The sequence below is a fragment of the uncultured Pedobacter sp. genome, assembly GCF_913776295.1.
GTDB lineage: Bacteria > Bacteroidota > Bacteroidia > Sphingobacteriales > Sphingobacteriaceae > Pedobacter.
The window spans coordinates 56,898-72,581 of record NZ_CAJYOJ010000082.1; the positions used below are offsets into that span (position 1 = coordinate 56,898).

12 protein-coding genes are annotated in these 15,684 nt (G+C 41.9%); 2 read left to right on the forward strand and 10 right to left on the reverse strand.

Annotated features, from left to right (window positions below; translation table 11 throughout):
- Positions 1 to 14: 14 nt before the first annotated feature.
- The 7 genes from QZ738_RS19625 to QZ738_RS19655 are packed head-to-tail and all read right to left on the reverse strand — an operon-like array spanning position 15 to position 8,494.
- A complete protein-coding gene (locus tag QZ738_RS19625; protein WP_293789785.1) occupies positions 15 to 1,280 on the reverse strand; it encodes an ATP-binding protein in 1,266 nt (421 codons plus the stop codon).
- Entirely contained in the window at positions 1,264 to 2,637 is a 1,374-nt protein-coding gene (locus tag QZ738_RS19630) for a sigma-54 dependent transcriptional regulator (protein WP_293789787.1), read from the reverse strand. The genes QZ738_RS19625 and QZ738_RS19630 overlap by 17 nt, the downstream gene beginning before the upstream one ends.
- A 16-nt stretch (positions 2,638 to 2,653) precedes the next feature.
- Entirely contained in the window at positions 2,654 to 3,835 is a 1,182-nt protein-coding gene (locus QZ738_RS19635; protein ID WP_293789789.1) for an ABC transporter permease, read from the reverse strand.
- 22 nt (positions 3,836 to 3,857) lie between these two features.
- Positions 3,858 to 5,087 carry an ABC transporter permease gene (locus QZ738_RS19640; protein WP_293789790.1) on the reverse strand — a complete coding sequence of 410 codons (1,230 nt, stop codon included), beginning with the start codon at positions 5,085 to 5,087 and terminating at the stop codon, positions 3,858 to 3,860.
- 9 nt (positions 5,088 to 5,096) lie between these two features.
- Complete coding sequence (locus QZ738_RS19645; RefSeq protein WP_293789868.1) at positions 5,097 to 5,762, reverse strand: ABC transporter ATP-binding protein; 666 nt, start codon at positions 5,760 to 5,762, stop codon at positions 5,097 to 5,099.
- A gap of 22 nt (positions 5,763 to 5,784) precedes the next feature.
- Complete coding sequence (locus QZ738_RS19650) at positions 5,785 to 7,245, reverse strand: TolC family protein (protein ID WP_293789792.1); 1,461 nt, start codon at positions 7,243 to 7,245, stop codon at positions 5,785 to 5,787.
- A gap of 1 nt (position 7,246) precedes the next feature.
- Positions 7,247 to 8,494, reverse strand: a complete 1,248-nt coding sequence (locus tag QZ738_RS19655) for an efflux RND transporter periplasmic adaptor subunit (RefSeq protein ID WP_293789795.1) — start codon at positions 8,492 to 8,494, stop codon at positions 7,247 to 7,249.
- Between the two features lie 385 nt (positions 8,495 to 8,879).
- On the opposite strand from QZ738_RS19655, the gene QZ738_RS19660 reads away from it, so the two are divergent.
- On the forward strand, positions 8,880 to 9,860 hold the full coding sequence (locus tag QZ738_RS19660; RefSeq protein ID WP_293789798.1) for an SDR family oxidoreductase: 981 nt from the start codon (positions 8,880 to 8,882) through the stop codon (positions 9,858 to 9,860).
- Positions 9,861 to 10,436 (forward strand): arylesterase, encoded by a 576-nt coding sequence (locus QZ738_RS19665; protein ID WP_293789800.1) that lies wholly within the window; start codon positions 9,861 to 9,863, stop codon positions 10,434 to 10,436.
- 180 nt (positions 10,437 to 10,616) lie between these two features.
- On the opposite strand, the gene QZ738_RS19670 is transcribed toward QZ738_RS19665, so the two are convergent.
- The 3 genes from QZ738_RS19670 to QZ738_RS19680 form a co-directional block, all read right to left on the reverse strand.
- Positions 10,617 to 12,599, reverse strand: coding sequence for a DUF4832 domain-containing protein (locus tag QZ738_RS19670; RefSeq protein ID WP_293789803.1), 1,983 nt, complete (start codon positions 12,597 to 12,599; stop codon positions 10,617 to 10,619).
- Positions 12,600 to 12,752: 153 nt separating this feature from the next.
- Positions 12,753 to 13,889 (reverse strand): acetylxylan esterase, encoded by a 1,137-nt coding sequence (locus QZ738_RS19675; RefSeq protein ID WP_293789806.1) that lies wholly within the window; start codon positions 13,887 to 13,889, stop codon positions 12,753 to 12,755.
- A gap of 134 nt (positions 13,890 to 14,023) precedes the next feature.
- Positions 14,024 to 15,679: a RagB/SusD family nutrient uptake outer membrane protein gene (locus QZ738_RS19680; RefSeq protein WP_293789809.1), complete on the reverse strand. Its 1,656-nt coding sequence runs from the start codon at positions 15,677 to 15,679 to the stop codon at positions 14,024 to 14,026.
- Between the last annotated feature and the right edge of the window lie 5 nt (positions 15,680 to 15,684).

Consider the following 15,684-nt stretch of genomic DNA (forward strand, 5'->3'; position numbering starts at 1 on the left):
GATCTGCATAATCATTATCCGGCAAGCTGAATGGTAAATACGGTACGTGGTTTAGTTGTTTTCAAAGAAAAACCGAAACCATGGTTGAGCAGTATTTCTCTCACCAGTGTTAATCCAATGCCCTGCCCATCTTTCTTCGTGCTGAAGAAAGGACTAAAAATTTGTGATGCATTTTCTTCAGAAATACCTTCTCCATTGTCGTAAATATTGAGCTGATGTTTAGCAGCATTCAGTTCTATTTGAATAACACCATTTTTTTCTATCGCCTGAATTGAATTTTTAAGAATGTTTATCAGGGCCTGCTCCATTTGTTCAACATCGGCAGAAATAAAATATGATGACGCTGGTAAGTCGAGTTCAAACCTGATTTGTTTTTCGTTTGCAGCGAAATACATCAATTCTGTTACAGATCTGAGAAGTTCTGCCAGATCTGTTTTCTTTCTGTTCGCTCCCGGAAGTTTCACCAGATCGGCAAAATTCCGGATGAATATGTTTAGGTTCTGATTACGTTCAACAGCAATTTTCATGGCATTTTTTAATAGCTGCTCTTCCTCTTTCAGCCATAAATCATCTTGAGCCAATGCCGTATTAATAATTGAATTTACGGGACCAACTGTATTGTTCACCTCATGTGCCATCATTCTGATTACCTTACTGTAAACGCTTTTCTCGGCCGAAAAAATTTCTGCCGTTACCTCTTCCATCATGATAAAAATCCGTTCGAAACCTCTGTCTATAAATCTCGACTTTTGAATTTTGTAGGTATGCAGTCCATCCGTCCGGAGCATTTTTGACGTTCCGGTTTTCATGCCCTGAATCTGATTTTCGAGCAAATCCGGATTCTCTTTGATAATTTCCAACGCCTTTGGATTGATCTGCTTGAGCTTTCCATCATAATCAAGAATAATAATTCCCGTTGGCGAAGTCTGAATAAGCTTTTCAAGAAAAAAATGCTGTTCTTCCTGTTTCGTTCGCTCGGTTCTTAATTCCTCGATCATACGGTTATAAACATCTACCAGCTCATCTACCTCTTTTTTTCCGGTCAATAAAAATTTAACATTAAAATCCCGGTCTTTTATGGCTGCAATGCCTTGTTTTAAATAAGTAAGCGGACTGATCAGCTGCTTATAAAGGCTAATTGATATCACAACGGAAACCAGTACAAATGCCTCTGCCAGCATAAATATGAGCTTGTTTTTTTCAAAAATAAAATAGCTCATCACCAGGCAAATCACGTGAAGAATAACGATAAACAGGATATACTTAGTCTTCAGTTTCATGAAATGGAATCTGATATTTTTCCAAACGGCGATAAAGGGCATTTCTGGTAATCCCCAATGACGCCGCAGCTTTTGTAATTCTGTTTTTATGAAAATTCATGGCCTGCTTAACCATTTCTGCTTCCATCTGGTCTAAAGTCATGGTACCTACCCCCGGCAATCTGATCTTATCATTTTTTAATGGCGATAAATTTAACTGGGATTGAAAATCATCAATCGTTAATTCATTTGTACTGCTGATCAAAACCGTTCGCTCCACCAGGTTTTTCAGCTGGCGGATGTTACCGGGCAAAGGCAGTTGCTGTAACCAGCGTAAGGCACCGGGCGCAATTGATAACGCTGCCCTACCGTAAATTTCTTTAAGATTGTTGATAAAGAAGTTAACCAGTAATGGAATATCAGACGGTCTTTCCCTTAACGGGGGCAGATGGATAGTGATCAGGTTGATGCGGTACAATAAATCTTCCCTGAACAAGCCAGCGGCTACCCTTTCGTTTAAGTTTTTGTTTGTTGCACAAACTACCCTGGTATCTACTGTTTTAGTTCGGCTACTGCCTAAAACTTCATACGTACGGTCTTGTAAAACCCTTAATAATTTCACCTGACCTGATGCTTCCAGATCGCCTATCTCATCCAGAAAAATGGTTCCCTTATTCGCCATTTCAAACCTGCCGGTCCTATCGAAACGGGCATCAGTAAAAGCTCCGCGAACATGACCAAACATTTCGCTCTCAAACAAAGAAGAAGAAATTCCGCCCAGATTAACTTTCACAAATGGTTTGCCCGAGCGGTTACTATTTTCGTGGATGGCCTCTGCTATCAGTTCTTTACCCGTTCCGCTTTCGCCGGTAATCAATATTGATGCATTTGTCGAAGCCACGCGGCCAATGGTTTCCAGTATATTAATCAGGATCGGGTCTTCACCGATGATCTGCTTAAAATTATATTTCTTATCCAGTTCCTTTCTGCTGCCTGAACGCGGTTTTTTACCGTTTATTTCTAATAAAGTTGCTACCGACTGCAGTAAGTATTGATTGTTCCAGGGTTTATTGATAAAATCGTTCGCACCGAGTTTCATCCCCTGAACAGCAAGTTCTATACTCGCCCAGCCGGTAACTAAAATAATCGGGACACCGGTATCAACAGTTCTGATTTTTTTCAGCAAACTCATGCCTTCTTCCCCTGAGGTATCAATAGAAAAATTTAAATCCAGTATCACAAGTGCCGGCTTTTGGTTTTTTACATCTTCAAAAGCCTGCACAGCGTTATCGGCAGCTACAACCTCGTAACCCGCCCCTTTTAAGAGAAGCGAAATGGAGGTTCTAACGGCAATGTCATCATCAACTACTAAAATCATATACGAAGTTAACTATTTAGTCTTCATGCAAAGCAATGGCCGGATGAATTGCAGCAGCCTGCCTGCCCGGGTACAATGAGCAGGCAATAACCAGTGTGTAAATAAATAAAACAGAAAGGAGAATGGCAATAAGGTAAACGCCCGAAGCGACATCAAACACATTTAACAGCGGAAACTGAACAGCAAAGAAACAGCCGATCAGAACAGAGATTGTGGCCAAGATTAACGATTCGAGTACCATTTGCGTAGATACGGAAATGCCACTTGCACCAATTGCCCGCCTCAGACCAATTTCCCCTTTCCGCTTATTAATGTTGTACCATAACACACCGAAAAGACCAAGGGCAACATTAATTATCAGGAAACCCGCAACGATGATGAACAATAACATCGGGATAATGGTTTCCTTGTTTCTGGCATCGCGCATTTCATCAACGTGCTGAATTTCGACTGCACTACGCATCATTGTGGCCATAAACTTATATAGCTTGCTTTCAAAACTGGCACCGGCAGTTTCCCGTACCCTTATTAAAAGTGTACTCGCCCACTTCAAATTCGTTGTATCCAACCGACTAAACATCAGATTGTTGGCAGGAACAAAATCGCCGTTGGCCTTAAAATCGTTAACGACACCAATAATCTTAAATTTTCTCTTATCGTCAAAATCGCCGATCAGCTTGCCTGCAGTCTTTGCGGTTCCGAACATCTCTTTGCTAAAGGTTTCGTTAATAATAATTTCTTTATTTTTGCTGATTAAGTCTTCCGGAGAAAACCATCTCCCGTCAATGAGTTTGATATTCCAAACTTTTTGATAATCGCTTCCGACGTTAAAATCGCTGATTTGATTAAATTTCTTTCCTCCCTGCGTTAATCCGGTACTCATAAAACTGGATGAATAGGGATAATTCGAACTCGAAAAACTTATCGCTTCAATTTCGGGCATTGCTTTCAATGCTTTGTTCAGATTGGTGTAAAAGATATTCAGGGAATCAGCATTTTTTGATAATTGATCACTATTATAGCTAACCGCCCACACCCTATCATAATCAAATCCAAGTGGCTTGATATAATTTTTATAGTAATAGGTCAGATAAGAAAAAACAGCAAATACAACCAGAAAGGAAATCAAAATCTCAGACAGAAAAAGGATATTCTGTTTCCTTTTGTTCCATATTAATTTAAACAGATGTTTATACATAACCGTATTTTATTTTGAGGCGTTAAGCCTTTAATGCTTTAACAATATTTAATTTCGACATTCGCCATGCGGGGTAAACTCCTGATATCAACCCAAATAAAAAACAGGTAATCAAACTAAAAAACAACACCGTTAAATTCATAGTGAGATTGAAGCTTGATATGTAATCTGATTCGTTGATGAGGTAAATAACAAGCAGGGACAAAAAGACCCCAATAACACCGCCGATAAAAGTAAGAATCAGGTTTTCTACAATAAACTGGTAAACCAGGGTTTTTGATGAGGCACCAAAAGCTTTACGAACGCCGATCTCTGAAGAGCGCTCCATGATCCGGGTAATATTGATGTTGACTAAATTCATGGTTGGCAGCAATAAGAACAGGAGTACAAAAATTCCGCCTATAGCGATTACTTTTGTGATCCCGTTACTGTTCGAATCTCCGGCCATTCTACGGGCAATGCTGGTTTTAAACCCATCTGCATTACAATAAATCTTATCAAAATCTGGTGGGATCGGCAATTTATTAACCATTTGCGTAAATTCTTTTTTCATCCTGGGCACATCATCTGCCGTACGGCCTAAAAGCACCGCATTATAGGAACCCATTAATTCTGTATTTTTGCTGTCTTTAGCAAGCGTATAAGGTAGATACATATCGCCGGTAAAATTGCGCGCAGCACCTGAAACATTATCAACCACTCCAATTACCCGATAGTTGATGTTATCTGCAGAAATGTATAAACCGATTACCGATTTTTCATCACCGAAATAAGCCTCTTTTGTTTTTTTAGAAATCACGGCAACCTGTTCTGCGTTTTTAATTTCCCTTTCACCATAAGGTTTGCCTTCTAAAAACCTGTATGATAAAACATTCCAGTAATCTGCATTGGTGTACTTGTAACCTATTACCAGCTTTTTATTGTTCAAATAAGCATTTGATGATTTCTGCGCTGATGAAATGGCCATTTTATAAACCGTTTTCAACCTGGAAACATAATGTTCGAAGAAATAAAACGACAGGTTGCTCATATTCATCCAGCCTTCTTTGGTATTTTTTATTTCTATACGTTCTACATAAAGCGAACGGTGTTGATTATAATCAGGATATCCCGGATTAAACATTTTATCTGCAAGTGCAGTGGCTACCATTAAGATGGTGAGCGTAAGGCTGATGCCAAATAAGCTGATGAAGGTGAAAAATTTCCTTCTTTTTAAAACAGCTAGGGCTATTTTGAAATAATTTTTTAACATAGCTGAAATTTACTGAACCTGTGAACCATCAAAAAGACGAACCAATCTGTGTGTTTTATGGGCCATGCTTTCGTCATGTGTTACCATTACGATAGTTGTACCTTCATTTTTATTCAGATTGATGAGGATTTCCATAATCTCATTCCCCATGGCACTATCAAGGTTTCCGGTTGGCTCATCAGCGAGGATAATCTGAGGGCGCCCGACAATGGCCCTGGCAATGGCAACACGCTGGCGTTGCCCTCCTGAAAGCTGCGTAGGGAAATGTTTCAAACGGTTACTCAGGCCAACTTTTTCCAGGGCTTCAGTTGCTAGGGCCTTTCTTTCTTTCGCAGATGAATTGCGGTATAATAAAGGTAGTTCTACATTATCCAACACCTGCAGATCATTAATCAGGTGGTAACTCTGAAAAATAAATCCGAGCTTCTCATTTCTGAAATTAGCCAGCTTTTTATCAGAAAAACTGCGAATGTCCTGGTCATCTATTTTAATATCTCCTTTAGATGGTTCATCGAGCAAACCCATAATGTTGAGCAAAGTACTTTTTCCGCAGCCCGATGGTCCCATAATGGAAAGAAACTCACCCCTTGCAATGTCGAGGTTAATACGGTTTATCGCCAGGGTTTCCACAGTTGCTGTACGGTAAACTTTTTCAATGTTTTTTAAGCGTATCATCATGTATAGTAATTAAGATTTATTAATAAGTTATTTTTATGTTTTTTTCAAAATCGTAAAGAGAAAGATAGCGAAGCTGATAGTAAGCGCCCCAAAAATCGCGCAGTGAAGAAACATAATCGCGTTTTGCTGCATCATTTTCCTGGAAAGCAATGCTTAAATCAGTAATACTCAGGTTGCCTAAAACGTAGCGTTCGCTGGCTATCTTATATTTTTCAGCGGCAATTTTTTCGGCAGCATCTGTAAGTTTAATCTGTTCTTTCATCATATTAAAAAGCGTTACCTGTGTTACGATCTGCTGTTTAAAAGTTTGCTTATCCTGCTCAACAGCATAAGTGACCAGTTGCTCGTTTGCCTGTGCCGTTTTTGTTCTCGATTTAGACCTGCCCCAATCCATCACCGGAATAGACAGCTGCAATTCTACAGTTTGCTGATTTTTCGGATTCCGGTAAATATCGAAAGCACTTAATCCGGCATTGGAAAATCCCAGATTTGCCCTTAATGTGGCTTTCAGTCCGTTTTCGCCCTTTGCTTTGGCCACATCTCTTCTGGCTTCTGCCAACCGGCGGGCAAAACCGATCGCGTCAGAACGGTTTGCAAAGGCTTCGGCCAAAACCTTTTCAGTTGCCACCGTCATCTGCGCAACCGCCTGTGGCATATCCAGCTTTATCCTGTCGTCACCCTCGATGCCCGTGTAACTGCGAAGGTTGAGCGTGGCCACTTCTACATCTCTTTTAGCGGTTCCAACAGCTTTTTGGGCATTAAGTACCTCCAGCTGAAGCTGGAGGATCTCATTTTTTGAAATCTTTCCCAATTCAAATTTGGTATCTGCAATACTCAGAATTCTTTTGGTATTTGCGTAATTTAAATCAGCAATATCAAGGTTAACCTGCGCCAACAGTAAATCAAAAAAATATTCGGTAACGGTAATCGAAATTTTTTCCTGCGTTTCGATAAAAACCTGTTTACTTTCACTGTACTTTAACGGTTCAATTTTCTTATCCCATTTTAAGCTGTTAAACTGTAACAACGGTTGTGTGTAACCAATTCCATACGGGATACCATTATAAAGCACACTGTTTCTATCAAAATCATCAAACCGCTGCAATTGGGTAGTTCCGTAAATGGTGCCTCCCGTTGCGGCAATACTTTGGCTAAAATTTAGTGTCAAGGAGGAATTATCATAATGTACAGGCTGGAAAAGAATGCTTCCGTTGGGTTGCTGTACCTGGGTATAAGTTTTAGTATAGCCAGGCAGAACACCTTCTAGAGCCAACTGTGGCTGGTAATTTGATTTGAAAGTACGCCACTCCCAGTATTTCGTTTCTTTAACGGTTGCGGCCTGTTTTGCCGCAATAGAATTGGCCCTGGCCATTTCAACTACCTTTAGCAGACTGAGTTTAAGCGTATCGGCCAAAGCAAATACCGCATTTACGGAGCTAAGTGAAATCACTAATCCAACAAGTACAATTCTCTTCATCATCTTAATGGCTTATTGTTACTTTTTCCGAGTTTTTAAAATCGCCCATATCCGAGGTAATAATTTCGTCTCCGGCCTTTAATCCGCTTAAAATTTCAACATAGTCAAAGTTGCTTAAACCTGTTTTCACGGTGCGCCTTTCGGCAATACCGTTTTTTAATACGAAAATTTCCTGCAAATTCGAACCGTTAAATGCTGGTCCGTTCGCCACTCTCAAAACACCATTCCGGGTATCCGTTACCAAAAAAACATCAACTTTTTGATTAGGCCTTAATACTTTACTGTCTTTTTGATTTAACTGGATATCAAACGATACTGTGGTATTGGTTACTGCGGGCGAAATGTTTACCACTGAACCCCTCAGTTGCGTATCACCAATTCTGATGATAGCGGCCATATTATGGTGGATTTTATCCAGTAGATTATCAGACATGCTACCTGCGACTTTAAAGCCGCTTAAATCGGCTATCCGTACCAGGGCATCACCTTCGTGTACGCTGGAGCCAATATTTTTATTTACCCAGGTAATTACCCCGGGCCTGGTTGCAGTTACCTCAGCCAGATCGAGTTTCCGTTTCAATGCATCCAGATCATTTTTTTGAATGGCCAGTGCAATTTCAGCCTCCCTGATTTCGATTTTCATGGTCTGCTGTTTGCTTTTAATTTCATTTTCAAGCTGTAGCTTCTCCAGTTCGGCAACCTTTAAATCAAGCTCAGCCCTTTCCACATCCTCTTTGGTTCCGCCACCGGCTTTAAGTAATCGTTTCGCCGATGAAACAGCATCTTTAAGGTTGCTGATCCGTAACTGTTTGATGCTGTTGCTCGATTTAACATCGAAAAAGCTTTTTGCTAAATCGAGCTTCAGCTTACTTATTTCATTTTGTTTGGACTCCATCTGGAATTGTAGCTTTCCATAATCGGTTTGGCTTACTGATTTATCCAGCAACAGAATCGATTGTCCTTTATTCACTTTCTTTCCGGCATCCATCAAAACATTTTTTATAGATGCACTGATCGGACTCGTTAATACCTCTTCAAATTCTGGTAACACTTCACCCGTAGCATTAATCGTATTTTCAATTATTCCGGTTTCTACTTTTGCCGTCGTGATATCAGCTGCTGTAAGTGTAGCCTTAAAATAAAACCGTACTAATAAGATACTGGCTGTAAGCAAAACAAGGATAATAGAAATCAGTAAATAGTTTTTTTTCTTCTTTTTAGCTAAAACTTCTTCTTCAATAAGTTTGTCCATTTAAACATTTTTTGGACAAGCATTTACAAGGGGAATGCCAATATTAAGTACATGATAATCAGTTTGTTAGGATTTTTATCAAATCTAAAAATGCCCGATATCGAACGTTCTGCCTGTTATCGAACGGACAAAAGTTGTATTCGGCAACAGTAAAAGTCTTTCTTTCCAAAAGATACTGAAATGAGTTTTTTTAGGTATGCTAATAAATGTGCCGACTTTACCATAGCAGATCAATAGATAAGGAAAGAAACCGAGGAGTTACAGTCATAACGACTGTTCCCTATTTATACTGACAACTTTTGCCACTGATAGAGAATAGAAAAAAAATTCGCGCCAAAAATGCAATCTACGCAAACATTCACCTTTTAAAGAAAGTTTGGTAGATATGGAACAGGATCAAAATATAAAAACAGCGGCCAGAACAGTCGTTATCACCGGCGCATCAAGTGGTGCCGGCCGGGCTATTGCGCTGGTCTTTGCGGCAAACGGCGACAGCGTAGTGGTTGCTGCGAGAAATATCGATGCGTTGAAAGACCTCGCTACCGAATGCGAACGTCTTGGTGGAACGGCAGAATGCGTCGCTTGCGATACATCAGATTATCACCAGGTGCTCAACCTGGCGGCAACAGGTGCAAATATTGGTACTGGTATTGATGTATGGGTCAATAATGCAGGTGTACTCGCTATTGGCAGTTTCGACCAAACACCCATGGAAGTTAGTGAGCAGGTAATCAAAACCAATCTTTTAGGTTATATGTATGGTGCCCACGCGGTAATACCTTATTTTAAAAAACAGGGTTTCGGAATCCTGATCAACAATATCTCCATCGGCGGCTTTCTGCCTGTACCCTTTGGTGCGGGTTACTCTGCTGCTAAGTTCGGACTCCGCGGCTTTTCTGCCTCATTGAAATCTGAGCTTCAGCAATACCCTAATATTCATGTATGCGATGCCTTTCCCGGCTTTCTGGATACACCAGGCATGCAGCATGCAGCCAATTATACCGGTAAAGCGCTCAAACCGGGCCCTGTAGTCTACGACCCCAACCGCCTAGCCCATGAAATATTTAAACTCTCACTAAATCCCAGATCGGAGAAAATGGTGGGTAGTTTTTCGGTATTGATGCGTTTATCCCGAGCCTTGTTCCCAAGCCTGACCACTGCAGTCGCAGGAAGCGTGATCCGTACCTACCTGAAACATGCCAAAGCGATAGCGACTACAAATGGCAATATTTTCAGTCCGGTAGCCTATGGCAATTCCGTACATGGCGGATGGAGAATTCCCGGAAGGCCAAAAGCGCACCGTAAATATGTAGCACTCGGCGCAGGACTACTGCTCAGTGCATTACTCATTAAAAGAAAATGGTAAATGGAGAACAAAATTATTTTTTTTGGCGATAGCCTGGTGGCGGGATACGGACTCAAAGACCCTTCTTCAGAATCCGTTCCGGCCCTTATCAATGAAAAATTAAAAAAGCTCGGACTAAAATACAGCGTCATTAATGCAGGTGTAAGTGGCGATACCACCGCGTCTGCCCTATCCAGGCTTGACCGTGCCCTAAATGAAAAACCTACAATTTTCATCCTCGAACTAGGTGCAAATGACTTCCTGCGCGGCATTAGTCCCGTGCTGATTTTATCCAACCTACAGCTCATCATCAACAAAGTTAAATCTACCATTCCTTTAGCATCCATATTACTATTGGGTATCGAACTTCCAGATTGGGCAACGGGCTTGCATCATGGCAATTATTCGGATATATTTTCGGCACTGGCTGAAAAAAACAGCATTTCATTGGTACCATCATTCTTAAAAAATGTGGCAGGCATACGCACACTGAATATGTACGATGGTGTTCACCCGCTTAAAGAGGGCTACCAGATCGCGGCGGAAAATATCTGGCCGGAGTTGTACAGGATTATTCAGGAGCGTAAAGGTTTTTAAAGAAACTCCACTATATGTGACTGGCATAACAGTATCAATCCGTAATTCAAACTATTTCGTGGATGAGTTGAATGAAAACAGGCAATTTTTCAAACTCACAAAAAAATCTGATAAGGGTTACTCCTGTAAGAGCAACCCTTATATTCAAACTTTATCTGTCTAGGAGCATTTCCCCAGTAATTATTCCAGTGAAAAAGTTTCCCAGTCAGAAATAGTCGCCCTATTGCATTTCATGGCTGATTGGCCGTTTTCTGAAGAAATGTATTTACCATTATTTCCTTTAAGAGAAATTTTACCGCTAGCGTTCACCACCCAATCAAACTTCTCCCAATCGCTAATGCTGGTGCGGTTGCAGGTGATCCCGGTTGCGGCGCCATTTTCTGAAGATACATATTTGTTCATGCTTTTCAGAGCAATTTTTCCTCCACCAGCATCAACAATGGTAAAGGTTTCCCAATCTGAGGCGCTTGCACGGGTACATCTCATGCTTACTTCACCGTTTTCGCCGGAAACAAACAAGTTATTGGAACCTTTGAGTTTAATTGTCTGACCGATTGGAGGTTCGGCCTGTATTTGCAGATTGCCCAATTCCAGCCAGCCGTTTTTAAAGGTTCCGGTTACGGCAAGTGCAATACCAGGTTTGTTTGCATTTGTTTTATCGACGATGGCCACGCCCCATTTGTAACTACCCGCCGGCAGGTTAATGGCTGTTGTGGTAAAGTTGTAACTCATGGGGTTATCTTTTATCCATTTAGAGGGTTCACCATTTTCATCGATAAAAAGTTTTTTAACCACACCGGCAGTATCCAGAATGGCAAAAGCCACTTTATACTTATAATTCCATTGCGGAATGTTATTAGGACAGTAACCCCAGCCCATATTTCTCCAGCGATGGCTGAGCGTAGCGGTCGAGCCATTGGCAATCTCATTGGGTAATGATACCTGATCAGGATAAAGACGGTAGCCTCCTTCGGCATTGAAGCGCTGTACCAACGGAAAACTGGTTTGAAACCAGGAAGCCACTTCTCCGACTCTAAAATCCATCATATTTACAGCCGCCTCTGCGGATCTTTCAAATTCAGCTTTTCTAACGTCTTCAGGATGTCCTTCGCGATATTGGCCACTCGAATCGATCCAATAACGGTGTGTACCGGTTACAATCCATCCCCCCTCCATAATAATCGGGCGTTTATGTTTCCAGGTTGCCGCAAAGTTTTTTTCCCAACTCTGGTAATAGTCGGTCATTGCAAAAGCATCATGCCTTAAGCTATATCCCTGATTTATCGCTTTCACCAGCAACTGGTTGCTGTTTGGGTTTGCTGCTCCCCAACTCGTCGGATGGCCGATTAACCGATGGTAATTGATCACGAGTGGCACTTTAGTGAAAGTCCTGTTGTAGAGCGCCATGATCCAGTCCAATACCTCTTCCTTTACCGTTTCCGTTTGTGCAGCCGTTAATACACCTGGTGCAGCATATACCGTATTATGGGCTTCACCCCATTTGCCTAAACCATAGGCATCAATAAAAGAGGTGCGAACCGGATCATTGAAGTCTTTGGCAAGCTCTTCAATAAACGTGGTATAATATTGCCTAAAGATTGGGTCTTGAGGAAAAGGAGTTTTCTGTGCTGGCACTGCAGGGTTTGATAACCAATATTGAGCACCCGCCGTGAATACAAAAGAAGGGGTATTCTCACCCTGGTCGCGCCCATCTACCACAATCCGGAATGCAATGGGCAAGCCCCTGGTTTTAACACCATTGATGAGTTTACCAATCTGCGAGTTGGGGTCTCTCCACGCATACACACCAGCGCTTGGGTTGAGCGATCGCCAGCTGGTGCGGATGTAACAGGCAGAGGCGTAATCGATCGCCTTTACATTGGCACCTAATTCGGGCACAAAAAACTGTGTGTCCCAATACGTTTCAGTAGCATCACGTTTGCCATACATTACCCACCCGTTTAGTGGATTCCGTAACACCGCCGTACTGTTATAAACCGGGTTAATCAGCACGTTATTGGCAATAACAGCCAATTTCTGTGGTCCCTTATCAAAGGTTTCTGAAAGATTTTCTTCCACCATTTTGGAACAGGAAAGCGAATGCAGCCCCAGAAGAGCAAGCAGTGTGACCTTTCCGGTCCAGCCGAAAATAAGTTTTTTCATAGTAATAAATATTAAATTTTAGATTAGAGGTTTTGCTATTAATACGGCACCTATATTGGACCCGGGATTAAATTGTCTTTACACTAAACTTTTTTTTCCTGTAGCAATGGGAGAAAAACGCCTATCAATTTAAAAAAGACTTAACCGCAGACCTTAAAGGTTGAAATGGTAATTGGCGAAGCGGATAAAATTTGTCCAGTCATAAATATTGAGGTCGTGTTTTCCTTCTCTGAAATGATAACCCATAGCCGAATGGATGACGGGTCTGTTCGCATCAGGCATATTTTCAGGTAGCGTTACTGTCTTGCCGTATAGATCATAAACAGGTTTGGCATGTAACAACGACAAAAAAGAGCCATAGGGATCTGCCCAGCGATCTTCTGTAGCATTCGTGGTATAAACCGGCCTTGGCGCAATTAAACCGATGAGCATGTGCTGATCAACAGGCAAGCCGTTTACATCATTGCTATACTTTTTGTAATTATTGTTAAACCAGTAACCAAACTGTTTGGTAATCAAGCTTACGGTTTCTCCATATTTACGCCTGGCCAGCGACGCGCCCGTACTGCCAGAGCAACTGCTGAACACCATTGCAAAACGTTGGTCCTGGGCTGCCGACCATAAAGCGGTTTTTCCACCCCTTGAATGGCCTACCAGCGCAACCTTGTTAACATCGATATCTTTATCCGTTTTGAAGTAATCCATTACCCGGCTTGCCGCCCAGGCCCATACGCCAATGGCTTTCATGCCATTATCCTTTTCGAGCTCGGCAGGAAACAACTGTTTTAATACGCCGTTCTGATAACTATCTTTCCGATCGGGAGCTACATCTGAATGATGAAATGCAGCAATGGCATAACCGCTGTCGATTACCATTTCGGCTGGCCAGAATGTACTTTTTTCCACTCTGCCCGGATCCGTATTTCTGCTACTGCGGTTGTTGATTAGCAAAAATACCGGAGCAGCTTTTGTTCGCTTGTTGGGAATAAAGAGCACTACAGGAAAAGATACTGAATGACCATGGTTCCACGCTGTAATTGTTACTTCTTTCAAATGTGCTTTTCCAGCCATGGCAGCCGCATTCTCATTGGTCACCATAAACTTTACACTATCAAAACTGCCTGGTGTTTTTCCGTAAACGTGTTCTTCAAACTGAGCTAAAAGCTCCGGTCGGCGCTGCTTTTCCCAGGTAGAGACATTTTTAATCTTTTTGCCCTTTGCAGTTAGCAATATATCGGGCAATTTATAAGCGGGCACGGCACTTTCATCGTAATTGACGATTTCTCCCATAAAGCGATCTGTTTTCTGCGCATATAATCCGGCCGATAAAGAAACCAGACCCATTAAGCAGACCGATACTCTGATGCAATTATTAAATCGCCAAGAGCATTGTTGAACAAAGGATTTTACGCGCTTCCTCATACTCAATACCCCGGGTTTTGAATGAGTTTATTCGCCTTATTAATCTCTGATTGCTGAAAAGGATACCAATAGTTTTTACTGGTAAAGGTCCTGTTTTCAATTATAAATGAGCTATAGGTTAACGTAGTGCCTACTTTGGTAATCTTCATTCCCCGAACGGCTCCGTTAAAATTACTCTCCCCATCCTTCCAGCGGCGGACGTCAAAAAAACGTTGTTCTTCAAAACACAATTCCACCCTGCGTTCATTTTTAATCCTGTCGCGCATCTGCGATTGTGTTAATCCGGCCAGTGCAGGCATTCCGGCGCGGTTGCGTACCGCATTTACGGCGTTGTAAACCTCCAGATCCGGACCTCCAGATTCGTTCAGCGCTTCTGCATAAATCAGTAAAATTTCTGCATAACGAAACAATACCCAGGGCCTTCTTACACTCGTGGTACCCGTGATGTTGTATGTAGCATTACCGCTTAAAAACTTCCGCAGATAATAACCAGATTTTGTACTGTTTACATTGGAAGGTACATTATCACGTCCACCTTCATAAGTCTCTACAGCCCTGCTTAGGCTTCCTGTTTTAAAATTTGCACCGTTAACTACAATAAACTGGTTTAAACGCGGATCTCTGTTCACATAAGGGTTTTGCGGATCATAGCCTGATGTAGGGTCGGTTATGGCTTTGCCGTTGTTCATTTCAAAAGCATCTACCAAATTCTGTGTCGGGTTTGTTCTGCCCAACCCTCCGGTGAAGCTAACGGGCGCATTATTGGCTTCGATGGCATTCGTATTACTTGCCGGTGTGGCAAAGATCACCTCATTATTGTAAGAGGTTGCCGTGTTGGTATAATCCCACAGGTTAGGAAATAAGGCCGTACTCAATAAGCTGTGTTTATTTAAATCGATTAAATCTTTAGCCGCATTGGCCGCATTTTGCCAGCGTTGCAGATCATTGCCCGTGTTGTATAACGGACTTGCGTAAACCAGCAGGGTCTTGGCTTTTAGTGCCATTCCGGCAGCCTTCGTGGCGCGTCCGTAGTTTGCAGCATCCCAATCTTTGGTGGAGGCTGCAGGAATCTGGCTGATGGCCGAGTCGCAATCCTTAACAATCTGTTTAACTACCTCATCAGCAGAATTGCGTGGAATATTCAGGTCTTCTACCGGCGAAAAGGAGCGGGTAGCAAGAACAATGCCCCCATATCTTTTAAACAACTCATAGTGTAACAAAGCCCGCAGAAAAAAAGCTTCTCCCCTTAGTCCGCGAAGATCGCTAGCCGGAAAAATCACCGCTGTGGGCGACCGTTCCAAAAATGTATTCACTACCCATAAACCGTTGTAAAGGTTGGTATACTGCTCATCAAAAGTCCTTAAACTACTCCAGTTGCCATTATTGAAAATGTTTATATTGCTGTTCAAGTTCGAATTTACGGCTTCATCACTTCCACTGGCCATCAATGCACCTGAGCCATCAACATTATACCTGGCCAGCATATAATTATAGCCGTTATTTAAATATTCGCGCACGCGCCTGTCGGTATTCCAGATCGCGTCTTCGTTAACAGGACCTTCACTGTACGAAGGTTCAAAAAACTCATCCTTACAAGCACTAATGCCAACGAGCAAAACTATAAGAACGATATATATACCATATAAATTCTTTTTCATCTTCA